Source organism: Myxococcus sp. CA051A, assembly GCF_013336705.1.
Taxonomy (GTDB): domain Bacteria; phylum Myxococcota; class Myxococcia; order Myxococcales; family Myxococcaceae; genus Myxococcus; species Myxococcus llanfairpwllgwyngyllgogerychwyrndrobwllllantysiliogogogochensis.
The window spans coordinates 20,950-45,978 of the sequence record NZ_JABUMS010000020.1 but is presented as its reverse complement, the minus strand read 5'-3'; the positions used below and the strand labels follow the sequence as shown (position 1 = coordinate 45,978).

Annotated in this window: 17 protein-coding genes, 5 tRNA genes and 1 other RNA gene; 19 read left to right on the top strand and 4 right to left on the bottom strand. The window is 68.7% G+C overall.

Annotation, left to right across the window (positions count from 1 at the left end; genetic code table 11):
* The first annotated feature begins 122 nt into the window (after positions 1–122).
* The 8 genes from serS to ffs all read left to right on the top strand — a co-directional run bounded on the left by serS (position 123) and on the right by ffs (position 2,637).
* Positions 123–1,403, top strand: a complete 1,281-nt coding sequence (serS, locus tag HUA74_RS38105) for a serine--tRNA ligase (protein ID WP_141647255.1) — start codon at positions 123–125, stop codon at positions 1,401–1,403.
* Positions 1,404–1,503: 100 nt separating this feature from the next.
* Positions 1,504–1,590: transfer RNA gene (locus HUA74_RS38100), tRNA-Ser, on the top strand.
* 42 nt (positions 1,591–1,632) lie between these two features.
* Positions 1,633–1,722: transfer RNA gene (locus tag HUA74_RS38095), tRNA-Ser, on the top strand.
* Positions 1,723–1,752: 30 nt separating this feature from the next.
* Positions 1,753–1,826, top strand: a tRNA-Arg gene (locus tag HUA74_RS38090).
* Between the two features lie 24 nt (positions 1,827–1,850).
* Positions 1,851–2,318: a tRNA adenosine(34) deaminase TadA gene (gene tadA / locus HUA74_RS38085; RefSeq protein ID WP_174458527.1), complete on the top strand. Its 468-nt coding sequence runs from the start codon at positions 1,851–1,853 to the stop codon at positions 2,316–2,318.
* A gap of 6 nt (positions 2,319–2,324) precedes the next feature.
* A tRNA-Ser gene (locus tag HUA74_RS38080) sits at positions 2,325–2,411 on the top strand.
* Between the two features lie 13 nt (positions 2,412–2,424).
* Positions 2,425–2,511: transfer RNA gene (locus tag HUA74_RS38075), tRNA-Ser, on the top strand.
* Between the two features lie 33 nt (positions 2,512–2,544).
* An RNA gene (gene ffs, locus HUA74_RS38070) (signal recognition particle sRNA small type) lies at positions 2,545–2,637 on the top strand.
* Between the two features lie 110 nt (positions 2,638–2,747).
* Here ffs and HUA74_RS38065 read toward each other — a convergent pair.
* Positions 2,748–4,202 carry a glycosyltransferase family 39 protein gene (locus HUA74_RS38065; protein WP_174458526.1) on the bottom strand — a complete coding sequence of 485 codons (1,455 nt, stop codon included), beginning with the start codon at positions 4,200–4,202 and terminating at the stop codon, positions 2,748–2,750.
* A gap of 107 nt (positions 4,203–4,309) precedes the next feature.
* Here HUA74_RS38065 and HUA74_RS38060 point away from each other — a divergent pair, with 107 nt between their 5' ends.
* The 5 genes from HUA74_RS38060 (at position 4,310) to recR (ending at position 9,698) form a co-directional block, all read left to right on the top strand.
* Positions 4,310–5,848, top strand: a complete 1,539-nt coding sequence (locus tag HUA74_RS38060; protein WP_174458525.1) for an NAD(P)/FAD-dependent oxidoreductase — start codon at positions 4,310–4,312, stop codon at positions 5,846–5,848.
* Positions 5,849–5,903: 55 nt separating this feature from the next.
* Positions 5,904–7,118 carry a DNA polymerase III subunit gamma/tau gene (gene dnaX, locus HUA74_RS38055; protein ID WP_141647245.1) on the top strand — a complete coding sequence of 405 codons (1,215 nt, stop codon included), beginning with the start codon at positions 5,904–5,906 and terminating at the stop codon, positions 7,116–7,118.
* Between the two features lie 436 nt (positions 7,119–7,554).
* Positions 7,555–8,688, top strand: coding sequence for a DNA polymerase III subunit gamma/tau (locus HUA74_RS38050; RefSeq protein ID WP_371817376.1), 1,134 nt, complete (start codon positions 7,555–7,557; stop codon positions 8,686–8,688).
* 92 nt (positions 8,689–8,780) lie between these two features.
* Positions 8,781–9,098 (top strand): YbaB/EbfC family nucleoid-associated protein, encoded by a 318-nt coding sequence (locus HUA74_RS38045; protein ID WP_141649168.1) that lies wholly within the window; start codon positions 8,781–8,783, stop codon positions 9,096–9,098.
* A gap of 6 nt (positions 9,099–9,104) precedes the next feature.
* Entirely contained in the window at positions 9,105–9,698 is a 594-nt protein-coding gene (recR, locus tag HUA74_RS38040) for a recombination mediator RecR (protein WP_141649169.1), read from the top strand.
* Between the two features lie 36 nt (positions 9,699–9,734).
* On the opposite strand, the gene HUA74_RS38035 is transcribed toward recR, so the two are convergent.
* From HUA74_RS38035 to HUA74_RS38025, 3 genes are all read right to left on the bottom strand, one after another.
* Positions 9,735–11,612: a protein kinase gene (locus HUA74_RS38035; RefSeq protein ID WP_174458524.1), complete on the bottom strand. Its 1,878-nt coding sequence runs from the start codon at positions 11,610–11,612 to the stop codon at positions 9,735–9,737.
* Between the two features lie 2 nt (positions 11,613–11,614).
* On the bottom strand, positions 11,615–13,594 hold the full coding sequence (locus HUA74_RS38030) for a FecR domain-containing protein (protein ID WP_174458523.1): 1,980 nt from the start codon (positions 13,592–13,594) through the stop codon (positions 11,615–11,617).
* Positions 13,595–13,861: 267 nt separating this feature from the next.
* Positions 13,862–15,370 (bottom strand): collagen binding domain-containing protein, encoded by a 1,509-nt coding sequence (locus HUA74_RS38025; RefSeq protein WP_371817377.1) that lies wholly within the window; start codon positions 15,368–15,370, stop codon positions 13,862–13,864.
* 332 nt (positions 15,371–15,702) lie between these two features.
* Here HUA74_RS38025 and mglB point away from each other — a divergent pair, with 332 nt between their 5' ends.
* The 6 genes from mglB to HUA74_RS37995 all read left to right on the top strand — a co-directional run bounded on the left by mglB (position 15,703) and on the right by HUA74_RS37995 (position 25,025).
* Positions 15,703–16,182: a gliding-motility regulator GTPase-activating protein MglB gene (gene mglB, locus HUA74_RS38020; RefSeq protein ID WP_002637270.1), complete on the top strand. Its 480-nt coding sequence runs from the start codon at positions 15,703–15,705 to the stop codon at positions 16,180–16,182.
* Between the two features lie 11 nt (positions 16,183–16,193).
* Positions 16,194–16,781 carry a gliding-motility regulator Ras-like GTPase MglA gene (gene mglA / locus HUA74_RS38015; protein ID WP_141648177.1) on the top strand — a complete coding sequence of 196 codons (588 nt, stop codon included), beginning with the start codon at positions 16,194–16,196 and terminating at the stop codon, positions 16,779–16,781.
* A 115-nt stretch (positions 16,782–16,896) separates the two neighbouring features.
* Positions 16,897–17,640 carry a dihydrolipoamide acetyltransferase gene (locus HUA74_RS38010; RefSeq protein WP_174458521.1) on the top strand — a complete coding sequence of 248 codons (744 nt, stop codon included), beginning with the start codon at positions 16,897–16,899 and terminating at the stop codon, positions 17,638–17,640.
* A gap of 16 nt (positions 17,641–17,656) precedes the next feature.
* Positions 17,657–20,065, top strand: a complete 2,409-nt coding sequence (locus HUA74_RS38005; RefSeq protein ID WP_371817375.1) for a tetratricopeptide repeat protein — start codon at positions 17,657–17,659, stop codon at positions 20,063–20,065.
* A complete protein-coding gene (locus tag HUA74_RS38000; protein ID WP_174458519.1) occupies positions 20,065–23,442 on the top strand; it encodes a tetratricopeptide repeat protein in 3,378 nt (1,125 codons plus the stop codon). Before HUA74_RS38005 ends, HUA74_RS38000 begins: the two co-directional genes overlap by 1 nt.
* Positions 23,439–25,025, top strand: a complete 1,587-nt coding sequence (locus HUA74_RS37995; RefSeq protein ID WP_371817374.1) for a tetratricopeptide repeat protein — start codon at positions 23,439–23,441, stop codon at positions 25,023–25,025. The genes HUA74_RS38000 and HUA74_RS37995 overlap by 4 nt, the downstream gene beginning before the upstream one ends.
* Positions 25,026–25,029 lie beyond the last annotated feature (4 nt).

Here is a 25,029-nt window from a genome sequence, read left to right as displayed (position 1 = left end):
CCGGCCGTCCTTCCAGGGATGGCCGGCGTCAGGCCCCCGGCGGTCGGGGCGTCCGCCCTTGAGCACCCCGGGCGCGAGGAGTCTTGCTGACGCCCACCGAGGGTGACTACAAGGCGTCCCACATGCTGGACCTCCGGAACGTTGCGCAGAACTTCGATGCGGTCGTCGCTCGCCTGAAGACGCGGGGCGGCAACCTGGACCTCGGCCCCTTCCAGGCGCTGTTCTCCGAGCGCGGGAAGCTGTTCGCCTCCATGGAGGCGCTGGCCGCGCGCCGCAACGCCGCCAACGAGGAGATGAAGCAGAAGGCGAAGGAGGACCCCAAGGCGCTGGACGCGCTGCGCGGCGACCTTCGCGCCGTCTCCCAGGACATCAAGGACAAGCAGAACCGCCTCAAGGAGGTGGAGGAGGAAATCGACCGCATCCTCCTGCTCATCCCCAACTTGCCGCACGAGTCCGTGCCCGTGGGAGCCAGCGCGGACGAGAACGTCCAGGTGAAGAGCTGGGGTGAGAAGCCGAACCTGCCCTTCACGCCGAAGCAGCACTTCGAGCTGGGGGAGAAGCTGGGCATGCTCGACTTCGAGCGCGCCGCGAAGGTCTCCGGCAGCCGCTTCACCTTCTACAAGGGCGCCCTGGCGAGGCTTGAGCGCGCGCTCGTCACGTTCATGATCGATGTGCACACCCAGAAGGGCTACACGGAGCTGCTTCCGCCCTACCTGGTGCTGCGCGAGACGATGATGGGCACGGGCCAGCTGCCCAAGTTCGAGGACGACGCCTTCAAGACGCTGGGCGACCCCGAGCGCTTCCTCATCCCCACCGCGGAAGTGCCCGTCACCAACTACCACGCGGACGAAATCCTCGAGGGCGAGTCGATGCCCATCCGCTACTGCGCCTTCAGCCCGTGCTTCCGCGCGGAGGCGGGCGCCGCCGGCAAGGACACCCGCGGCCTCATCCGCCAGCACCAGTTCCACAAGGTGGAGATGGTGAAGTTCGCCCAGCCCGACAAGAGCCTGGAAGAGCTGGAGTCGATGACGGACGACGCGTGCGACATCCTGCGCCGCCTGGGCCTGCACCACCGGGTGATGCTGCTGTGCACCGGAGACATGGGCTTCTCCGCCCGCAAGACGTACGACATCGAGGTCTGGCTGCCGGGGCAGAACGCGTACCGGGAGATTTCGTCCTGCTCGGACTGCGGCGACTTCCAGTCCCGCCGGGCGAAGATTCGCTTCCGGGCCCAGAAGGGGGACAAGCCGCAGCTCGTCCATACCCTGAACGGCAGCGGGCTCGCGGTGGGCCGCACTTCCATCGCCATCCTGGAGAACTACCAGCGGGACGACGGCACCGTCGCCATCCCGGAAGTGCTCTGGCCCTACATGGGCGGCATCAAGGAACTGAAGCCGCTCTAGAACTGTGATCATCCGCTTGCAACGGGCGCGGAATGAGGTAGAAGGGCGGCCCCACGGTCGACGTCGGTCCGAGGGACACCGCCGGCTGAAGTTGTTGTATGGAGGCGTGGCCGAGCGGTTGAAGGCAGCGGTCTTGAAAACCGCAGAGGGTGCAAGCTCTCCGTAGGTTCGAATCCTACCGCCTCCGAATTTGTGCTTGAATTTTGCGGTTCTTTGACAGAGAAGAGTTGGAGAGATGGCCGAGAGGCTGAAGGCACAGGTTTGCTAAACCTGCATACTCGAAAGGGTATCGAGGGTTCGAATCCCTCTCTCTCCGCCACCTGTTGTTGTAGCAGTGCGTGAAGATTTTGCTCCCTTAGCTCAGCTGGATAGAGCGTCGGACTACGAATCCGAAGGCCGGAGGTTCGAATCCTCCAGGGAGCGCTCCCTTCTTTTCACGCCGTCTCCATGAGTGACGACGAAGCTTTCATGCAGCAGGCGCTCGCGCTCGCGCGGGAAGCCGCGACACTCGGAGAGGTCCCCGTCGGTGCGGTAGCGGTCCATGATGGAAACATCATTGGAACGGGTTTCAACCGTCGCGAAGTGGACCGCAATCCCCTTGCCCATGCGGAAGTCCTCGCACTGGATGCCGCTCGCAGGCATCTGGGGGTCTGGAGGATGACGGGCGTCACGCTTTATGTGACGTTGGAACCGTGCGCGATGTGCGCCGGTGCGCTGGTGCAGTCCCGGGTGACGCGCCTCGTCTTTGGCGCCATGGACCCGAAGGCAGGTGCAGTCGGCTCTCTCTACAATCTGGCCGAAGAGCCTCGTCACAACCACCGGCTCCAGGTCACGAGTGGTATCCTGGCGGAAGACAGCCGGATTCTTCTAAAGTCGTTCTTCGAGCGCTTGCGCGCGAAACGACGCGACAATTGAATACTTGGAGAGCTGGCCGAGTGGTCGAAGGCACCTGACTCGAAATCAGGCATACCGGGAACGGTATCGTAGGTTCGAATCCTACGCTCTCCGCTCCAGACTTCTTGGAGAGGTGGCCGAGCGGTTGAAGGCGCACGCCTGGAACGCGTGTATATCTGAAAGGGTATCGTGGGTTCGAATCCCACCCTCTCCGTAGTTGTTGTTTCAGCAGTCGATGTCTACATCCTTTGTGGTCGGGACAACGTGGGGGCGCGAACCCCGCCAGGTCCGGAAGGAAGCAACGGTAGCGATCTACCGCGTGTGTCCCGGCCGTTCTGAAGAGCCAGTCTCCCGTTTCGGGGGTCTGGCTCTTCGCCTTTGCGGGCAAGAACACGAGGGGACGCCAGGCGCCTTGCTCACGCCCTCCCCTACCGAGCTTCTGACTCGGCTTCAGTCGCGGACGAGCAGCGTCTCTCGGCCAATGCGCTTCGCGATTCGGAAGCCCGCCGCCTGGATTTCAGGCAGGGCCCGGTCCTCGAAGGTGACAACGCGATTGAAGCGCCGCTCGCGCATGCCCTGCTGGAAGGCGCCGTCCCGGGGCCAGTCGCAGGTGAGCCAGGGAATCTCCTGGCCCAGGTAGAAGAAGCCGCCGGAGCCCCACAGCCCCTCGTTGACGATGACCAGCCCTGTCGCGCCTCCCATCCGGGTCGCCGCGACGATGGCGCGGAACTGGTCCGCGCGGAGATCATTGGGCGGGAAGAAGAACGCGGAAGCGAGCCCCGAGGCCAGCGCCACCGTGGCCAGCCCCCAGCGCACTGCCCCGTGGGCCCGCGAGGTGATGAAGGCGGCGATAACGGGGGCCGCGGCGAGGAGTCCCAGCACCAGGGCCGGGTAGAGGAAGCGCTCCTCCTTGTGCGCGGTGGCCAGCAGCACCGCCAGGTAGATGCCCGCACACGTGAGCGGCAGGGACACGCCGGCCTTGCGCTTCAGGGCCCAGAGGCCCAGCGGCACGGCGGCCCAGCCCCAGAGGGGGACCGCCATCAACAGGGGCATCGCGTAGAAGCCCGGGGTCGCCGAGCCGAAACGGGCCGCCGCTTCTCCGGACAGGACGTTGAAGCGGACGTACTTGAAGAACGAATGGAAGGGGCTGCCCCAGGTGACGTGGTCCAGCAGGCCCAGCCCCGCGGCCACCACGAGTCCCCCCAGGCAGGTGAAGGCCAGGAGCTTCCAGCGTCGGGCGGCCATCAACCAGAGCAGCGCCGCGACGACACAGATGGCGGACGGGTAGCGCGTGACCACGGCGAACCCCAGGGCCGCGCCACCGACGAGGCCCGCCCTGCCCTCGCGCTCGCGCCGGTCCAACGCCTCCATGGCCACCACGAGGAAGGACGTGGAGAACGACTCGGCCAGCGTGCGTCCGGCGAAGACGAGCACCGGCCCATAGAGGCCCAGCAGCAGGACGGCCAGCCAGCCTCCCACGGGGCCGGCTCGACGGGCGGAGAAGCGGTATGCGGCCCACAGGCTCCACGCATGCAGCGCGAGCTGAGGGAGGGCCACCACCGCGCGATAGCCCTGGGGGTCGGTGATGCCGAGCATCCGCGCCAGCTTGAGGAAGGCCGCCAGCACCCCAGGCACAGCCCAGTTGCGGATGCCATCGCGCCACTCCCATGCCAGCACCCCGTAGCCGTGGACGCGCCAGTAGGCGGGTTCCAGGGCCTGATACACCTCGTCGGGATGGATGCGGCCCAGCTGCGTCACGGCGACGATGGCGGGCAGGAGCGCCACACCCGCGAGCGACAACCAGGTGAGGAGTGTGTGCTTCCGAGGCTCGGGACGATGAGCATCGGCCGGCGGGTTCTCGAGCGACACGGGGGCGGTGGGTGCGTCGGGCAGGGGTGCGGACACGGGCGGTGGGGACTCTCCCCGGCCCCGCGCCCGGGTGCAAGCCAGGTGACGTTTGTCCGGCAGGCCCTCGCTCGGGTAGGAACGCGGTTCCCTGAGGAGGAAGACACATGCCGGACGTCATCGTGGTGGGAGCGGGACATAACGGGCTCGTGACAGCGGCGATGCTCGCGCGCCGGGGCCTGTCAGTCACTGTCCTGGAGGACAAGGACGTCATTGGCGGAGCGTGCCGCACGGAGTACCCGTTCAAGAGCGCGCCGGGGCTTGGCGTGTCCACGGGCGCGTACCTCCTGGGCCTGATGCCGCCGGAGCTGTTGCGCGAGCTGGAGCTGGACCTGCCCCTCAAGCGGAGGGACCCGCACTACTTCCTGCCCACCACGGGCAAGCGATATCTGCTGTTCGGCTCGGACGAGCGCGAGCTGAAGCGCCAGTTCCTGGAGTTCTTTTCCCAGGAGGACTGGGAGGCCAACCAGGCGATGAACACGGAGCTGGGCGCGCTGCGCGACGACCTGGCCCCCTCGTGGCTTTTGCCCCCGCTCTCCATCGAGGAGACCGCCGAGCGCTACATCCGTCCCGCGCTGCGGCAGAACTTCATCCAGCTGTGTCGGGGCTCGGCGCGCCAGTACCTGGAGCGCTTCCGCTTCAAGTCCGACTTCGTGAAGGCGATGTACGCGGTGACGGACGCGTTCTCCGGGCTGGACGGCGGCTATGACACGCCGGGGACAGGGATGAACCTGCTCGTCCACAACATGTGCCGACTGCCCGGCAGCGGCGGCACGTGGATGATTGTCGGCGGCGGCATGGGCACCGTCACCCAGGCCATCGCCAACGTCGCGCGCAAGTACGGCGCCACCATCCGCACGGGCGCGAAGGTGACCTCGGTTCGCGTGGACGCGGGCGTGGTGAAGGGCGTGGTGCTGGAGAATGGCGAGGAATTGAGCGCCAACGTCGTCATCTCCAACGGGGACCCGTTCCGCACGCTGAAGCTGGTGGACTCGGCGGCGCTGCCAGCGGACTACCGCGCGAAGGTGAACGCGATGGCGGTGCCGGGCACCACGCTCAAGGTGAACCTGTGCCTGAAGGACCTGCCCAGGTTCACCTGTCTGCCCGAGGACAAGGGCCAGTTCGGTCCCACCATCCACCTGCTGCCGCAGGAGGACGACGTGCTCGGGGCGCTGGAGCGCTCGTACCGCGAGACGCAGGCGGGCAAGCTGTCGGAGTTCCCCTCCATCGAGTGGTACATCCACACCACCGTGGACCCCACGCTGCGCGACGCCGACGGGCACCACAACTCCGCCCTCTTCGTGGAGTGGGTGCCCTACAAGCTGGAGGGCACCACGTGGGAGAAGGAGGAGTCGCGGTACGTGCAACATCTGCTCTCCATCTGCGACCGCTTCGCCCCGGGGACCAGTGACAAGGTGCAGGAGTACTTCGCCCTCACGCCCCCGAAAATCGAGAGCCACTTCGGAATCACGGGGGGCCACATCCACCATGTGGACAACAAGCGGGGCTTCACCGACCGGCTGCCCTACGAGACGCCGGTGCAGGGGCTCTATTTCTGCAGCGCGGGCTGTCACCCCGCCGGCAGCGTCATCGGCGCGGCCGGCCACAACGCCGCGGGCGTGGTCCTCAAGGCCCTGGGACGCTGAGTCCCAGCGCCTGGAGATGGATCCTCCGCGCCATCGTGTTTAGATGAAGGCCCCCATGAGCTACCTCGTCCTCGCGCGTAAATGGCGCCCGCAGAAGTTCGATGACATGACCGGACAGGAGCACGTCGTCCGGACCATCGCGAACGCCATCAAGATGGACCGGGTCGCTCATGCGTACCTGTTCTGCGGCCCTCGTGGTGTCGGCAAGACGACGGCCGCTCGACTGCTCGCCAAGGCCCTCAACTGTGAGAAGGGCCCCACGGCGACTCCGTGCGGCGAGTGCCGGGCGTGCATCGAAATCGCCAACGGCACCAGCGTGGACGTGGCGGAGATCGACGGTGCGTCCAACAACGGCGTCGAGAACGTCCGAGAGATTCGCGAGAACGCGAAGTACCTGCCGCAGCGAGACCGGCACAAGATCTACATCATCGACGAGGTCCACATGCTGTCCGGAGCGGCGTTCAACGCGCTGCTCAAGACGCTGGAAGAGCCGCCCGGTCACGTGAAGTTCATCTTCGCGACGACGGAGGCGCACAAGCTCCCGGACACGATTCTCTCGCGCTGCCAGCGTCACAACTTCCGCCGCATCTCCGCGGCGCGGATGCTCCAGCGGCTCCAGGAGATCTGCAAGGCGGAAGGCGCGGGCATCTCCGACCGTTCGCTGTCGCTCGTCGTGCGCCAGTCCGAGGGCGGCATGCGCGACGCGCTGAGCCTCCTGGACCAGGTGCTCGCCTCGTGTGGCGCCAGTCCGACGGATGAAGAAGTCGCCGAGGCCCTGGGCGCCATCGACCGGACGATGGTGCAGGACTTCGCCGAGGCGCTGGTGCGCAAGGACGCCAAGCGCATACTCGAGCGCGTGGAGGAGGTCTTCAACCGCGGGCTCGACTTGAAGCGGCTCGCGGAGGAGCTGGCGCTCCAGTTGCGCCACCTCTTCGTCACGAAGACGCTGGGCGAGGCGCCCGCCGAACTGGCTGAGTCCGAGCAGAAGGCGCTCATCGCGCTGGCGAAGGAAGCGGAGAGCGCGCAGCTCACCCGCCTGTTCGACGTGGTGCACGGCAGCGTCTGGGATGTGTCCCGTGCGGCGCAGCCAAGGCTCGCGTTGGAGATGGCGCTCCTGAAGGCCATCCAGTTGTCGCCGGGTGGATCCATTCCGGAGCTGCTGGCGCGGGTAGACCGGCTCGCCGCCGGACTTCCCCAGGGTGAGGGTGCCAACAAGACCAATGCTGGAGCGCCAGGAGGTCGCTCCAGCTCCACGAACTTTCGCGCCTGAGCCCCGCCAGGATCCTCGTCCGGAAGTCTCCGCCCCGCCTCCCCCCACCTGGGAGGCTCGCGGTACAGCCTTTGATTCCGCTGCTTCGATAGCGCGTGCCCCTTCGGTACCGGCGCCCGCTGGAAGCGCGTCCGGGCCTCTCTCCGATGTCGATACTCGGATAGGGGGGGATGCGCCGTGGTCGACCCAGGGAGCACCTCGCGACACGGGCGCGGCTCGAGTCAGCGAGCACACCCAGGTTCCTCAAGCACCGCTCGGTGCAGGGCCCGCTCGATTCACCGAGTCGACGCAAGAGGGCCAGACGCCGCACTCGGACGGGATTCCTCCCGACGCCAACACCGCTCGCTACGCCGAGTCCGCACAAGGCCCGCAGGCCCCAAACGTCCAGGCTGCGCCGCGTGACTTCGGAGCCTCGCGCTACGACGAGTCGGACTACGTGGCCGAGCCTCCGGATGACATCGAGCTGCCTCAGCACTCTGGCGGCACATCAGACTCAGGACCCTCGGGTGCGTGGAGCCCACCTCCGACCCCCACCGTCGCGCCTCCCGTCGCCGCCACCGGCCCGGTGATCGCCGGCCTGCCGCCCTCCGCCGCGCGTCCCCTGTCCTTCCTGCGCAATGCCACGGGCGGGCAAACCAGCACGGAAGCCCCTCCTCGCCCCGGCGGCTTCGCCGTCGAGACTCCCCTGCCCTCGGGCCCCGTGCTGGACGGACTGCCCCCCTCGGCCGCGCGTCCCCTGTCCTTCCTGCGCCAGGGCACCGCCACCCCACCCTCCGTCGGGACCGCCCCCTCCGCGCCCGTGGGCTCGCCCGGACCTCACGCCGGAGCCACCCCGCTCTCTCGCACCACCGAGCCCGCGCCCAGTGTCCGCGTCATCAACGTCCGCAAGCCGGAAGCCCCACCGGGCCCGCCCGAGTCCGTGGCCGTCGACGACGAGGACTCGCGCTTCTACCCGGAGGAAGCCTCCCCGGGCGGCTGTGCCTCCGGCGAGTGCATCCCCGAACCCGAGCTTCCCGCCGCCGAGCCGGAGCCGGAGCCGCCTCCCGTGCTCGCCACCTCGCCCGCACCCGCGGGGGCACGAGGCCGCGACAACCCGAACCTCCCGCTGATTGAGCGCTGGCGGGCCGCGGTGGAGAGCGTCAAGGCCTCCTCCCTCCGGCACGGCACCGCGCTCGCCAACGGCCGACTCGTGTCAATGAAGGCCGGGGAAATCATCCTCGGCTTCCTGCCCTCCGCCGGCCTGCACCGGATGACGGTGTCCGCCGCGGCGGGGAAGACCATCATCGACAAGCTCCTCGCCGAGCACTTCGGCCGAGCGGTGAAGCTGTCCTTCCAGGACGTGTCCGCAGACGACACGCGGGCCTCGCTCAGCATCGCCGAGCGTGACGCACAGAGCCGGGCCACCCACGAGAAGAACACCGAGAGCAAGGTGCGCAACCACGCCTCGGTCCGCGCCGTGCTCCTGAGGCTGGGTGGAGAAATCGAGCACATCCAGATCTACGAGCCCGAGCGCCCCGCCGCCGCCTCGCCCGCCGACGCTCCAATCGAAGCTCCCGACGACAGCGCCTGACTTTGTCCCCGCGCAACGGTAGGGTGCGCGCCACACTCCACGCCCGAGCGGACCCATGAAGGGTGCCGCTCCCCCGAGTACCGAGGAAGCACATGCCTGGCGTCGACCTGAACTACTTCATCCGGCAGGCGAACAAGCTGACGGAGAAGATTGAAGAGCGGAAGCAGCAGCTGGCCGAGGAGACCGTCGAGGCCACGGCTGGCGATGGCCGCGTCACCGTCGTGGCCAACGGCATCCAGGAGATCCGCAGCATCAAGATCAACAAGGAAGTCATCGACCCGAACGACACGTCGATGCTCGAGGACCTCATCATCGCCGCCGTGAATGGCGCCCTGGCGAGCAGCCGTCAGCACATGCAGCGCGAGCTGGCCAAAATCTCCGGCGGCATCAAGATCCCCGGCGTTACCTGATACCGGATGACGCCCGATCCGCTGAACCGCCTCGTCGCCCAGCTCGCGAAGCTGCCGGGCATTGGCGAAAAGACCGCCCAGCGCCTCGCGTTCCACATTCTGCGTGCTCCCGGTGAGTACGCCGCGGACCTGTCGCAGGCCATCCGAGAGGTGAAGGAGAAGGTGCACCTGTGCGTGCGCTGCTTCTCCCTCACCGACACGGAGACCTGTGGCTTCTGCCGCGACCACCGCCGTGACGACCGCGTGCTGTGCGTCGTGGAGACCTTCGCCGACCTGATGGCGCTGGAGCGCACCCGGGAGTTCAAGGGTCGCTACCACGTCCTGCACGGCGTGCTGTCTCCGCTCGAAGGCGTGGGCCCCGAGCAGCTTCGCATCAAGGAACTGCTGGAGCGCCTCAACGACAGCCGGGTGGAGGAGCTCATCCTCGCCACCAACCCGGACGTCGAGGGCGAGGCCACCGCGCTGTACCTGACGCGACTGCTCAAGCCCATGGGTCTGCGTGTCACCCGCATCGCCCAGGGCCTGCCCATGGGTGGTGATTTGGAGTTCGCCGACCAGGCCACACTGGCGAAGGCACTGTCCGCCCGCCGCGACCTCTGAGGCACCCCGCGGCGCCAAACACCGGCGCCGCGCTTCCTACCGGGTCAGCCGCCAGGCGAACGGCACCAGTACGTTGACCTCCTCGTCGCGATGCGCCGGGAAGCGCAGCCGCTGCGCCTGGGACTGGAGGCAGCGGCCCACCGCCGTCTCGGCCAGCGGTCCGCGCACGCCCGCACGCACGGCACCCGACGAGACGATGGAGAACTCCACCTGCACCTGCCCTTCGCTCGTCGGCAGGTCCGCGCGGTTCTTCTCGAAGCACGCGGTGATGCGCGAGCGCCCCTTCTCCACCACGCGGGTGATGTCCCCCACGCCCAGCGTCATGCGCTTCTTGGCCGGTGGCGCCTTCAGCGGCTTCTCGGCCACCTCGTCGTCGCCCTTGCCCGGCAGCGCCGCCTGGGCTCCCACGGCCGCTGGCGGATTACCTTCAGGGGTGGTCGGGACAGCCTCCGGCCCCTGCACGGTCGTCCCCACGGGCGCGGCCACCACCTCTGGCGGAGTGGGCACGGGGACCGGCTCAGGCTTCTGGACCTTCATGCTCACGTCATTCGCGGGAGCCGTGGGCACGTGAGCCGCCACCTCGCCACCCGACGACGCGGGCGCGACGAGCTGCCGGTATCCCACGAGCCCCACGCTCGCGAGCAGCAAGCCTCCCGCGAGGCCGACGACGAGCGGACGCCAGCCTCGGGAACGCGGGGCCTCGACGGGTGGAACGGAGGTCTCGGTGGCCGGCGTCTTCGTCGCGGCGGGCACCAGTCCCGATGACGACGCGGGGGAACGGGCCCCCCAGGCGCGCGCGGTGGCGACATCGGTGCTTCCGCCCACGGAGACCGGAGCGCCCACCACGTTCGTCCCCGTCTCCATCAACCCGGTGGCCTGCGTCACGACCCCCAGGGCCGCGGAGAGCGAGGCCAGCGTGGGGATGCGGGTGCGCTCCGTGAAGCGCTCCTCGCCGAAATGGGAGCGGAGGAACGCGCTGAGCTGCGGCGTGCCGGCGGCGCTCAGGTGCTCGCCGAGGAAGGCCTCCAGGTCCTCGGCGAACGCCTCCGCCGTGGGGTGACGGTCTTCCGGAAACGGAGACATCGCCTTCAGGACGATGGCCTCCAGTTCGACGGGCAGGTCGGGCCGCAGCTCGCGCGGGCGCTTGAACTCGTTGTGCAAGAGCGCGTTGAGCACCGCGAGGTCGTTCTCTCGCGAGAAGGGCCGCACGTGCGTGAGTGCCTCGAACAGGCTGACGCCGAGCGCGAAGATGTCCGCGCGACGGTCCACCTCCCCGCCCTTCGCCTGCTCCGGCGCCATGTACATGTACTTGCCCTTCACGACGCCGGTGCGCGTGTTGGCGAGCCGCGACTCGGCCTTGGCGATGCCGAAATCCAGCACCTTCACCTGCCCCTGATACGTCAGGTACAGGTTCGACGGAGAGACGTCGCGGTGGACCACGTTCTGCGGCTGCCCCATGTCATTCGTGAACTCGTGCGCGTAGTGCAGCCCTCGCGCCGAATCGATGAGCACCCGCAGCACAATCGGGAACGGCAGATACTGCCGCCGACGACCGGCCAGCCGCAGCGTCGTGGAGAAGTCCTCGCCCGCGAGGTACTCCATGCAGATGTAGTAGCAGCCCTCGGTGAAGCCCAACTCCTGAATCTGGACGATGTTGGGGTGCGTGAGCTTCGCGGCCAGCCGCGCCTCGTCCCGGAACATCTCCACGAAGTCAGGGATGCTCGACAGGTGCGGCAGCATCCGCTTGATGACGACGTTGCGCTCGAAGCCGTCCGCGCCCAGCAGCTTGGCGAGGAAGATCTCCGCCATGCCGCCCTCGGCCAGCTTCCGAACCAGCACGTAGGGCCCATACGGGCGCAACAGCGGCGGCGGCGCGTCCTCGGAGCCAGGATGTGTCGTCTGGGTGGGTGACATCCTCAAGGCCCTCGCTGTCTCAGGGTGCGGACCGTATGAACATCCGGAGCACCGGGACGGGTCATCTTAAACACCAGCAACGGGGGCGCGCCCACTGGCTCCACCCAGGTATCGAAGCGGTGCTTGCCATCCAGGGAGACGGGACGTCCATTGATGGACAGGCGCGCATTCACGGGCGCCACGCCCGTGGTCCTCACCTTCGACGCGGCCCGCTGGCCGTTGCGCGGCTGCGACACCAGGAGCATCGGTACTGAGTTGTCGTACACCAGCTCGAGCTTGTTCATCCGTCCCCCCTTCAGTTGCTCGCCCGTCGCGGACAGCGGCGTGACGGACCAGAGGTAGCTGCCCTCTCCCAGCGCGCCCGCGTCCAGCGCCGCGCGAGCCTCCGTCACCGTGCGCTCGGCCACTGGCTTCTCCAGCGCGCCCACCCGATACACCGCCACCTTGTACCGCGCCGCCGACGCCTCCTCCGCATAGGTGAACGTCACCGACGGCGGCTTGTCTTGATAGAAGATGGTCGTTTTCTCCAGCCCCTCCGGCACCACGTTGCGCACGCGGTCCAGGTCTCCGCCGAGCCGCTCCGGGGCGAACGTCGCGCTGCCCTTCACGAGCTCCTTGCCGTCCTTGCCACGCACCCGCCAGTACAGCAGGCCGCGCGCGGGAGCCGGGACGTTGACGAAGGACTGGTACACCGTGCCGGACAGCAGGGGCCGCGTGAAGGCCTCGTCCGAGGCCACCTCCACCGTCACCTCCCCCTCCTTCTCCCAGCCAATGGCCACCTCGGGCATCCCCTGGTGGTAGACCTCCGTGCCGTCTCCCTCGCCGAGCAGCAGGGGCGCCGGTCCGAGCGCCTCGATGCGCGCCTCGCCCGTCTCGCCTGTCACCGTCGCTCGCTCTCCGGCACGCAGCGGCTGGCGCACGTCCCCGCGCACCAGCGTCACCCGCCCCGTGTGCGCATCGACCAGATAGCCCGTCGAGGTGCGCCGCACCGCCAGTCGCGACGCGCCGTCACCCTCCAGCGTGAGCCCGGGCAGCACCACACGACTCTCGCGTCCCTGCGCGAGCTGGACACCGAGCCCACCCTGGCGCAGGTCCATCCGGGCCTCGTCCCGCGTGCCCCCCTGCCCCGCGCCCTCCAGCACCATCTCCGCCGAGGGCCCCAGCGAGAGCTGCGAGGACGAGCCCTGCAGCATCAACTCCGCCGTGCCACTGCCGCGCGTGCGCACGCCATCTCCCGGCGCCAGCACGTCGCCATCCGTGCGCACCGGACGCCAACGCTTCGCGCCCTTGCCGCGCATCTCCGCGCGCCCCGAGCCCAGCCGCACCGTCACCGGAATGGGTGAGAGTTCCACGAGCCGCGAGCCGCGCAGCAGCAGTTCCGCTCGACCCGCCGACACCTCCACCGAGTCACCCTCCGACGCGCGCAGCTGCTGGCCATCCTTGGACACGAACTCGATGGCGCCCAGCTTCACTTCCACGCGGCCGGAGTCCTTCGTCACCTGCACGCTCACCTCGCTGGGCTCGGAGCCCACGCGCGTGAGGCCGAAGGGCGTCAGCAGTGTCAGCGACACCTTCTTGCCACTCGAGGGAGCGCCGGCCGGGCGCGCGGGGACTCGCGACAGCACGATGCCGCGCTCCACGGTCAGCACCACGCTCCCGGCCTCTTCGCCCACGCCGACGCGTGCGTCGGAGCCCACCTCCACCGAGCGCCCGTCCGCGAAGCGCATCGTCGCCGCGCCCGTCGCGCCCGTCTCCAGCGCGTCACCCGAGTACAGCGGGCCTTCCCGCGCGGGGACCTTCTTGCCACCGCGCTCCACCAGCACCTCGCCGGACAGGCCCTCCAGGCGAGCCAGCTCCACGGAGGGTCCCGCGTCGGGCGAGGCAGGAGCCTCAGCGACGGGGCTGGACGGAGTGGTCGCCTCTTCGTCGCAGGCCGTCGCGACGAGCAGGAGGACCAGGAGCCAGGGACGCGCGTTACTCACCGTTGAGGCCTCGGGATGAAATCGACATGGAAGAGGGCTGCTCGCCTTCCCTCAGCGAGGCAACGAGCCAGGGAGGCGGGTCATTCACCGCCGCCGCTGCCTCGGGAAGAGGTCGACGTTGAGGCGGGCCTGCGCGACTTCCTTCAGCGAGACGACCGAGCGAGGACCGCGTGCGGCGCACAATTTCGGCCTCCGCGGGAGACCGATATCGCAGAGGACCTGCCCGCCCTCCCTCCGCGAGGACAGCGAGCCTGGGAAGCGTGTCACTCACCGCCGCTGCCTCGGGAAGAGGTCGACGTTGAAGATGGCCTGCTCTCCATCCTTCAAGGTGACGAGCTTGGATTGCGACAGGTAGCCGCGCGCGGAAATGGTGATGCGGTAGGTGCCACCGCGCACCTTGAAGGTGAACGCACCCTTCGCATCCGTGCGCGCCTTCACCTTCGCCTGCGGGATGAGCAGCGTGGCCGCGATGGGCTTTCCGCCCCGAGCACTGCGCACCTGGCCCGTGAGCGTCGCGGGCTCGCCCTTGCGCTCCGAGGCGAGCGGCACGGACAGCGCCGTCTCCTGCCCCGCGATGATGATGGCCGCCTCTTCCGCCACCCGATAGCCCGGCGACTTCGCCACCACGGCCACGGGCCCTGGCGGCAGCGACTTCACCCACGCCTCGCCCCTCATGTCCGTGCGCACCTCCACGGCCCCCACCGTCAGCCGCACCCCCGGCAACGGTACCCCGTTGCCCGCGCTCACCACCGTCACCTTCAGGCCCCCCGTGGGAGGCGGCAGCTTGCGCGCGCGCACCGACAGCGCCACCCGCCCACCGTCCTCCACGGTGACTCGACCCTCCGCGGGCTCGTAGCCATCCACGCTCACCCGAGCCACGACGTCACCTGGCGGCAGCTCCACGTTCTCCAGCGAGCCCTGCGCATCCGCCTCGCGCGGCGCGCTCTCCACGCCTGCCGACACCAGCACCACCCGCGCTCCCGCCAGCGGCGCGCCCGACTCCGCGTCCAGCACCTGGAGCGACAGGCCTCCCGCCGGCACCCGCTCAGGAGGCAGCGGCTCCGATGCCCGGAACTCGGGCGCATCATTCCAGGTCAGCTCCAGCGCCGCGCCCACCCGACGCATGCGCTGCTCGGACCGAGTCCCATCCGCGAGCGTCACCGTGTCCTGCACGTGCTGGAAGTCCACGAGCAGCGTGCCGGACCAGCGCTGCGTGCCCGTCAGCGGGAACAGGAGCGCGCCACCCGCGGCAAAACCCTTCGCCTCCGCCTTCGCCCCAGCCGAGTCACGAACCGCCAACGACACCGGCACCTCGCCCCGCGCCTCCACCTCCAACCGGGTGAACAGCGGCAGCCGCAGGCTCCCGCTCACCAGCGCCGCGTGCCGCACCCCTCGCGACAGCACCGGCTCCGAGGACGCACCGAAGTGCGGCAACTGCGCATATCCATAGCCCGCGCCCACCTCCGCCCGCACCGGCCCCAACCAGGTGCGCACCTTGGGACCCACCGACGCCCGCAAAAGGCTGCCCCCGGTGATCCGCAAGGAGCCCTCCTTCAAGTCGAAGCCCTCGCGCTGCACCGCTGCCCACCCACCCAGCCAGGAACCCGCCCAGACCGAGCCCACCGCCGCCAGATCATTCGGGGTGAAGCCGTCGTAGGTGAGCCCAGGCCCTACATCCGCCTGGGCACCATTGCGGAGGGCCACGCCGTAGCGCAGGCGCAGCGAGGCTCGCTCGCGCACCTCCTCCGCCCGGACGGACGGGGAGCTGACCAGCACCAACAGCAAGGGCGCCAGACGCGCCAGGATGGGGGCAAGGGGGCGTGGGGGCGTCAAAGCCCGGCGGAGTATAGAGAAAGCCGCGAACACTCCCAAACCGGCGTCATCCGGGGACCCAGAAAGACGCTTGACGAGGACCCCCTGGGTGGCGGGGGCAGCGGACGAGCCGCGTTCTCACCGGGAGGAACGGATGGCTTCTTGCTGGAGTGGAGGGGCTTTGCTAAGCATCCTCACGGTCGGTAGCGCCTCGTCTAACCTCCGGGATTCACTCCAGAAACAATCGGGGTGTTGCCGTGAGACGGGCGAGCGAACGCTGAGGAGCGCATACGCCCATGGGCACGCAACTGGTGATGTACGAAGAGGAGTTCACCAAGATCAACGCCGTTTGCGACCGGCTCACCAAGGACGCGAACGCGAAGGTGGTGTTCCTCGTCGACAAGAACGGGCAACTCATCTCCTCGGCCGGGCAGACGCAGAACATCGACACCACGTCCCTGGCCTCGCTGACGGCCGGCAACGTGGCGGCGATGGGCGGACTCGCCAAGCTGATCGGTGAGAACGAGTTCCCCAACCAGTTCCATGAGGGGGCGAAGGACTCGCTCTACATGACCATCGTCGGCAGCCGGGTCGTGCTGGTCGTCATCTTCGACAACCGCACCAGCCTCGGCCTCGTCCGCCTGCGCATCAAGAAGGCCAGCGACGAGCTGACGAAGATCTTCGAGAGTCTGGTGAAGAAGACGGACAGCCCGGGTGCCGGGTCGCCGTTCGCCGAGATCTCCGACGACGATATCGACAACCTCTTCAGCGAGTAACCCGGGAAGCCATGTCCTTCATCAACTACTCATCCCGCGAAATCAACTGCAAGATTGTCTATTACGGGCCGGGTCTCTGCGGGAAGACGACCAACCTCCAGTACATCTACAACAAGACGGCGGCCGAGACGAAGGGCAAGCTCATCTCCCTCTCCACCGAGACGGACCGCACGCTCTTCTTCGACTTCCTGCCGCTGTCGCTCGGTGAGATCCGCGGCTTCAAGACGCGCTTCCACCTCTACACGGTGCCCGGCCAGGTGTTCTACGACGCCAGCCGCAAGCTCATCCTCAAGGGCGTGGACGGCGTCGTGTTCGTGGCCGACAGTCAGATCGAGCGCATGGAGGCGAACATGGAGTCGATTGAAAACCTCCGTGTGAACCTGGCCGAGCAGGGCTACGACCTGAACAAGATTCCGTACGTCCTCCAGTACAACAAGCGCGACCTGCCCAACGCGGTGACGCCGGAGGAGATGCGCAAGGCCATCAACCCGCGCAACATCCCCGAGTATCAGGCCGTGGCGCCCACGGGCGTGGGTGTGTTCGACACGCTCAAGGCCGTGGCGAAGCTGGTGCTCACGGAGCTGAAGAAAGGCGGCTGAGCCGGGAGCAGCCGGGCAGTCAACTCCCGTACCGCGGGTGAGAAGACGCCTCGCGGCCAAGGGTGTTACAACCTGCTGCCGACGGGCCGGGCCGTCCGCCTCCTGAGGTCGCACAGTGCGTGTCGCAGCCGCCACCCTCCGCCTCCTCGCGCTCGTGAGCGCCACCCTCTGTGGGGCGGCGCTCGCGCAGGAGCCGCGCCCCACGGCGCCCGCCGCCGCCTCGAGCACCGAGGCGCCTCCCGTGGCCCCTTCCGAAGGCGACAGCACCGCGGATGAAGCCTTCAACACGCGGGTGAAGACGCTGGAGGAGCAGGTCGTCGACCTGAAGGAGAAGATCTACCGCTCCAAGGCCCGACTCCTGTTGCTCCAGGAGACGGTGCTGGGCGGAGACGTCACCACCGGTGCTCGCGCGCTCATCGTCCACAAGAACGAGATGGGCAGCTCCTTCATCCTGGAGTCGGTGACGTACGCGCTGGATGGCGCGCCCATCTTCACGCAGGTCGACATCCAGGGCGAAGAGCTGAGCAAGCGCGAGCAGTTCGAGGTCTTCAACGGGCGCATCGTCCCGGGGCAGCACCAGCTCGCGGTGCGGCTCGTCTATCGGGGCGGCGGCTTCGGCGTGTTCAGCTATCTGGAGGGCTACAAGTTCAAGGTGCAATCCAGCTACACCTTCAACGCGGAGCCAGGAAAGGTGTCCACGGTGCGCGTGGTGGGCTACGAGCAGGGCGGCCTCACGCTGGACATGAAGGACCGGCCCGCGGTGCGCTACGACATCGAGCTGTCGCGCGACACGGCGCCCCGCATCGACGGCGAAGCGGGCGGAAGCCCTCCCGCCGCCACCTCCACTGAAGCGCGGTAGGGGTCCGCCGGTGAACGTGTCGCTTCGCGCTCTCGCCCTCGCGCTCAGCCTCGTGGGGGGCGCCTCCGCCTTTGCCGCCGAGCCTCCCCCGCCACCTCCGACTCCCCAGGAGCTGGAGCAGCGCCTGTCCTCCGTGGAGCAGCAGCTCCAGGTCGCCGAGGAGAGCCTGCGCTTCGTCGAGACACAGTACAGCCAGCGCCCGGAGCCCGATGAAGAGCAGGCCCGCTCGCGGCGCTACTCCGACGCGGAAATCCAGTACCTGCTCGGCGACTGGAGCGCGGCCTCCGTCCACTTCTACGACCTGGTGAGCGACCCGGCGTTCCGCAGCCACCCGCGCTACGCGGACGCGCTCTTCTTCCTCGCGGATGCGCTTTACCAGCAGAAGAACGACATCGGCGCGCGGCTCTACCTGCGCGAGCTGTTGTCGCAGCCCACGCCTACCGCGCGCCACCGTGACGCGCTCACGCGCTACCTGGCCATCTCCGGACGGTTGAACCTGTTCGACGACGTCGAGACCTACGTCGAGCAGGCGCGCACGTTGTTCGGCGGCCAGCTTCCTCCCGACGTGCAGTACGTCCAGGCGAAGTGGCTCTTCCGCCGCAGCGACCTGCCTGCCTCCGAGAGAATCGCCCGCGCACGCTCGGCCTTCTCGCCGCTGGCCCAGGCCCATGGCGGCCCGTATCAGCTCCAGGCCGGCTACCACATGGCGGTGCTGTCGATGCAGGCCGGCGAGCTGCCCCTGGCCATCCTACAGTTCCAGCAGCTCCTCACGCCCCTGTCGAACGAGGGAGGCTCCGCGCCCACCGCGACGCCGGGCAAGCCCGTCACCCGCTCGACGGCGGACACGGACACGCGGCGCATCCGCGAGCTGTCGCTGATGTCGTTGGGACGGCTCCTGTACGAAGCAGGCCGCTTCGACGAGGCGTTGGACCGCTACGGCCAGGTGTCGCAGGACAGCGAGTCCTTTCCGGAGTCGCTCTACGAAATCGCGTGGACGCAGGTGCGCAAGGGCAACCACCAGGAGGCGAAGAACGCCGTCGACATCCTGTTGCTCGTCGCCCCCGACTCGCGGCTCGCGCCCGACGCGAAGCTCCTCCAGGGACACCTGCTCCAGAAGCTCAAGCGGTACGACGAGGCCATCGCGTCCTACGACGAACTCATCGGAACCTTCCGCCCCGTGCGCGAGAAGGTGGACGCCCTCTTGAACGCCAACCGGGACCCCGTCGCGTACTTCGAGCGGCTCCTGGCGCGCACGGACACCGTCCCGGACGTGCGCACGCTGTTGCCGCCCCTGGCCCTGAAGTACGCCTCCACCGAGCGCGAGGTGAGCCGCGCGGTGAAGATGGTGGGCGACATCGACACCGGGAAGAAGGGCGCCGTCGACGCACGCGAGCTGGCGGCCCGCATCCTTCGCGCGCTGGACTCGCGGAAGCTTGAGACCTTCCCGGAGCTGCAAGAGGGCTTCACGCGCGCGGACGCGGTGGAGACGGCCATTACGCACGCCGAGTCGACGCTGGTGGAAGTGGAGGGACTCGCGCTGGAGCCGTCGCTCACCTCGCAGGAGCGGGACCGACTCGCGCCCCTGCGCCGCGAGCGCGATGCGCTGGCCGCCCGCTTCGCCACGCTTCCCACCACGCAGAAGGGGCTGGAGGAGCGGCTGCGCCGCATGCAGACCCGGGTGGACGCGGTGGACCGCGAGGCCTTCCGGCTGGGCACGGAGATTCAGGGACTGCATGCCATCGCCTCGGCGGTGCGCAAGTGGGTGGATGACACGCGGCTGCTTCGCCAGACGCCACCCGACGAGGAACAAGAGTTCCTGGTGCAGCTCCAGGCCGAGGTCCAGACGCTGAATGATCTCCAACTGGAGCTGGACCGGACGCGCGGTCGGCTCGCGGATGAGCGCAACAGCGCGGCGGCGTCCCTCTCCGGGGAACAGGCCATTCGTGGCCGCTACGCGGCGGCGCTGCGCTCCGAGCACGAGGTGCTCAGTGAAGCGGAGCGTCGACAGTCTCCCACTGCGGTGCTGACGCACTCGCATCAGGTGCGGGAGCGAGGCGAGGCGCTGCGCAAGCGCGTGGCGGAGGCCCAGGCCGCGCTGCGGACCCAGGTGGACCAGCGAGGACAGCGCATCCGCGCGAAGGTGCTGGCCGAGCAGCACTTGCTGGAGCGCTACGAGGCCGAGGTCGCCGCGGTGTCCGGCAACGCGAAGCAGTTGGTGGGCCGCATCGCCTACGACAGCATCCGGCGCGTGCGTCGGCAGTTCTACGACCTGGTGCTCAAGGCGGACGTGGGCGTGGTGGACGTGGCCTTCACCGAGAAGCAGGACAAGACGACGAACATCCAGAAGGTGTCCGCGCAGAAGGCCGAGGCGCTGCGCGCGCTGGACGCCGACTTCCGTGACGTGCTGTCGGAGGAGGGACGGTGATGCGGCGCGTGCTCGCGGTGCTGCTCTCCGTGGCCTCGCTGCCCGCCGCCGCCCAGGCGCCGGACACCGCCGCGCAAGCCCCCTCCCCCGCCCAGGCGGAGAGTCCCTCCGGGACACCGGCCGCGGGCTACCTGACGGGCCTGGGCCGCACGCCCGAGGAAGAGGCGCTGCTCCAGGACGTCAGCCGCGCCCTGCGCACGTATGACGAGGAGTCTCGCGAGTTCAGCCGCGAGGTGCAGCTCCTGATGGAGCGCAAGTACGAGCAGAAGCGCGACTCGCTCGCGTCCTCGTACGAGAAGGTCATCCGGGACTTCGAGGCCCAGGAGCGCAAGGAGCGGATGGAGGCCATCGTCCGCTTCGAGGAGTTCCTCCGCCGCTACCCGCAGGAGCCGCGCTACACGCCGGACGTGATGTTCCGGCTGGCGGAGCTCTATTACGAGCGCTCGCAGGACGAGCATCAGCTGGCGATGAAGGAGTACCGAGACCGGCTGGAGGCCCACGACAAGAACCCCGACTCGGCCTTCCCCGTGGAGCCGAAGAAGGACTACGGGGACTCCATCGCGCTGTACCGCCGGCTCTTGAAGGACTACCCCACCTACCGCCTCAACGACGGCGCCTGGTACCTGTTGGGCTACTGCCTGGAAGAGCAGGAACAGGTCGACGAGAGCTTCCGCACCTACCAGCAGCTCATCGCCCGCTATCCGCGAAGCCGCTTCGCCACCGAGGCGTGGGTCCGCATCGGCGAGTACTGGTTCGACAACTACAAGGACCCGCAGGCCCTGCCCCGCTCCGCGCAGGCCTTCGAGGCCGCCGCCCGCGACACGCTGCATCCGCTCTACGACAAGGCCCTCTACAAGCTGGGCTGGACGTACTACCGGATGGACCGCTTCGACGAAGCGGTGGAGTCCTTCCTCACGCTGGTGGACTTCTACGAAGCCCAGCGCGTCGCGAAGGGCGAGGCCGAGGCTGGCGGAGACCTGCGCGACGAGGCCCTCCAGTACGTGGCCATCTCGCTGGCGGACGAGACGTGGGGCGGACTGCCTCGCGCCCAGGCCCTCTTCGCGAAGCGCGGCCCCAAGCCCTACGAGGCGGACGTCTACCGCCGGCTGGGCAACGTCTACTTCGACCAGACGAACCACCCCGCCGCCATCGCGGCGTATCAGCGCGTGCTCCAGCAGGAACCCATGGCGCCGGACGCGCCGGAACTCCAGCAGCGCATCGTCCTGGCCTACGAGCGGGACCGGCTGCTCGCGGAGTCCTTCACGGAGTCGGAGCGGCTCGCCAGCCTCTATCAACCCGGCACGGCCTGGTACGCGAAGAACCAGGGAGACCCCGACGCGCTCTCGCGAGCCAACACGCTCGTCGAGAAGAGCCTCTATACGAGCGCCACCTTCCACCACCAGCAGGCGCTGGTGTTCAAGAAGGAGGGCAAGTTCGAGCAGGCCAGCACGGGCTTCGCCACCGCCGCGCGCGCCTACGGCACGTACCTGGAGCGCTTCCCGCGCAGCAAGAGCGCGGGCGAGATGCGCTTCTATTACGCGGAGTGCCTCTACTTCTCCTTCCAGTTCGCCGAGGCCGCGAAGAGCTACGAGTTGGTGCGCGACACCGGCGTGAGCGAGAAGCACCGCGACGAGGCGGCGCACAGCGCGGTGCTCGCGTGGCAGCAGCTGCTCGCGAAGGACATCCAGTCCGGCAAGACGCCGGAACTCAAGCCGCTGCGCTCCACCGAGCGGCCCGAGGGCTCGGCGGTGAAGCCCGTGCCGCTGACGCCCACCGAGCAGAAGCTGGTGTCGGCCTCCGACAAGTACGTGGCGCTCCTGCCGCGCGACGCGAAGGCCGCGGGCATCGCCTACAAGGCCGCGGAGCTGTACTACGCGCACGACGACTTCCCCGAGGCCCGCAAGCGCTTCGAGCGCATCATCCAGACGTGGCCCAAGAGCGAGGTGGCCCGCTACGCCACCAACCTCACCGTCGAGACGTTCCTCATCGACAAGGACTGGCGCAGCGTGGAGGAGGTCAGCGCGAGGCTGGCCAGCAACACGCAGGTCATCGACCCGACCAGCGACCTCCACAAGCAACTGGTGAAGTTCAAGCTCGCGGGCCGCTTCAAGCTCGCGGACCAGCTCCTGGCCGAGGGCAATCACGAGGAGGCCGCGCGCAAGTACATCCAGCTCGTCGACGAGGAGCCCCGGCACGAGTTCGCGGACAAGGCCCTCAACAACGCCGCCGTCGCGCACGAGAACACCCGGCGCTTCGACTCCGCGATGAAGCTCTACGAGCGCATCTATCGCGAGTACCCGTCCTCCCCCCTCGCGGACGCGGCGCTGTTCCGCGTGGCGGTGAACGCGGAGAAGTCCTACGACTTCGACAAGGCCGTCGTCAGCTACCAGAAGCTGGTGAAGGACTACCCCGCATCGAAGGACCGGGAGGCGGCGCTCTTCAACACCGCTCGACTGCTCGAAGGCCAGCAGCGCTACGCGGAGTCCGCGGCCACGTTCCTGCGCTACGCGGAGCTGTTCCCCGCCGCCGAGGACGCGCCGAAGAACCAGTACCGCGCGGCCATCCTGTTGGAGAAGCAGGGCGACCCTCGCGGAGAGGTCCGCGCGCTCCAGGAGTTCGTGCGCAAGTTCGCCAACAAGCCCGGCCAGGTGGAGCTCGTGGTGGACGCGCACCGACGCATGGGTGACGCGCACCAGAAGCTCGGCGACGAGAAGGAAGCCCAGCGCGCGTACACCCAGGCGGCGAGCGAGTTCGACCGACGCAAGCTCAAGCCGGACACCCATCCCCTCGCGGCGAACGCGGCGGCGTATGGACGCTTCCAGTTGGCGGAGGCGGAGCTGCAGAGGTTCGACAAGCTGAAGATTGGAGGCTGGGGCAAGGCCCTGGTGCGCAGCTTCGCGGTGAAGCGCGCGGCGGTGAAGACGGTGAAGGACGCGTACTCGCGCGTCTATCCGTACAAGCAGCTCGAGTGGTCCCTCGCGGCGGCCTACCGCTCCGGCTACGCGCTGGAGCGCTTCGCCAACACCATCATCGAAACGCCCGTGCCGCCCGACGTGAAGCGGCTGGGCGAGGACGCGGTGGTGACGTACCAGGACCTGCTCGCGCAGAACACGGCGGAGCTGGAGGACGCGGCGGTGGAGAGCTACGCCGTCGCCCTGGCGGAGGCTCGCAAGAATCGCGTCTCCAACGAGTGGACGCGGCGCACGCTGGAGTCCCTCAACCGCTTCCGGCCCAAGGAGTACCCGGTGCTCAAGGAGCCCAAGCAGGCGCTCGCGTCCGACGCCGCCTATCCGGATGGGCTCATCGGCAGCGTGAGCGGGCCCGCCCGCCCCGCGTCGGCGGACGAGAGCCGCATCACCGGGGGAGCCAAGCCGTGAGCTTCTCGCCACGCATGCCGGGGGCCTCGGCCCTCACCGCGCTGTTCCTGTCCTCGGGCCTGTGGCTGTCCGCGTGTGCCTCCAGCCCGGAGACGCGCCCCACGGCCGAGGCGCCCGTCGAGGCAACGGCCGATGCGGACTCCAAGGCCGCGCCCGTCCCCACCGTCGTCGCGCCTCCGCCCCGCAGCGCGGCGCAGGACTTCGAGCAGGCCGTGGCGATTGCGCGGGCCGGAGAGCTGACGGCGGCGGAGACGGCGCTGCGCGCGCTGGTGACGCAGAACCCGCAGCTCGACTACGCGTGGACGAACCTCGGCATCGTCCAGGAGCGGCTGGGGCGGCACGAGGACGCGGAGCGCTCGTATCGTCAGGCGCTCGCGGTGGCTCCCGAGCAGGAGTCCGCGTGGGACTGCCTGGCGCGCCTGTACGGACGCACGGGCCGCTCCGCGGCGCTGGAGACGGAGCTGCGCGGGTTGGTGGAGACGAAGCAGGACTCGCCGCCACTGCACACGGCGCTGGCCATCACCCTGCTTCAGCAGAAGAAGCTGGGGCCCGCGGCCACCGAGGCGAAGCAGGCCCTCAAGTTCGATGAGCGCCACACTCGCGCCATGCAGGTGCTCGCGCAGGTGTACTACCGCGAGGGCAAACACGAGCTGGCGCGCATGGTGCTGGAGAACGCGCGGGACATCGCGCCCGGCGACGCGGCCACTCGCAATGCGCTGGGGCTGGTGTACCTGGCGCTGAAGGTGGGCCCGCAGGCCCTGGAGGAGTTCAAGGAGGCCGCGAAGCTCCGGCCCGACTTCGCCGAGGCACGCAACAACTTCGGCGCGCTGCTCAACGAGGCCCAGGACTACCCGGCCGCCGTCACCGAGTTCGAAGCAGCGGTGCGAGCCGCTCCCGACTTCGCCGCCGCGCGCCTCAACCTGGGCAATGCCTACCGGGGACAGGGGGAGTTCGAGCGCGCCAAGGCCGAGTACGAGCAGGTGCTCGTGCTGCTCCCCGGTCAGCCCGACCCGTTCTTCAACCTCGCCATCCTGTTCCTCGACGTGGAGCCCCCGGGGGTGGACCCCATCCAGCGGTACAAGACGGCCCTCACCTACTTCGAGCGCTACGAAGCCCAGGGTGGTCGCGACAACCGCATCCCTCAGTACACGAAGGACGCGCGCAAGAGCATCGAGCGCGAGGAGCGCCGCCTGGAGCGCGAACGCAAGGACCAGCTCCGCAAGGCCGCCGAGCAGGAGAAGGCCCAGCGCGAGCAGGCGAAACAGGCCACCGAGAACAACGCGCCGACCACCGCCCCACCCGCGCAGGCCGCCCCCGCGGACAAGGGAACGGCCTCCACTTCGACGCCGCCCGTGCAGGGCGCATCCGCTCCGGCCAGCCCACCCGAGCAGACCGCTCCATCAGGCTCCGAGAACCCCGGCGCGGTGCCCACTCCGCCGGCCCCCACCCCAGCACCTTCCGCGCACGTCGGAGCACCCTCGGAGGGAACTCGCCCCCCCGCGCCGGTGTCCCAGCCCAAGCCCGCTTCCGGCACCGCGCCCTCGAAGAGCGGCTCGGGTAAGCTGGCCACCGACAAGAACTAGGACC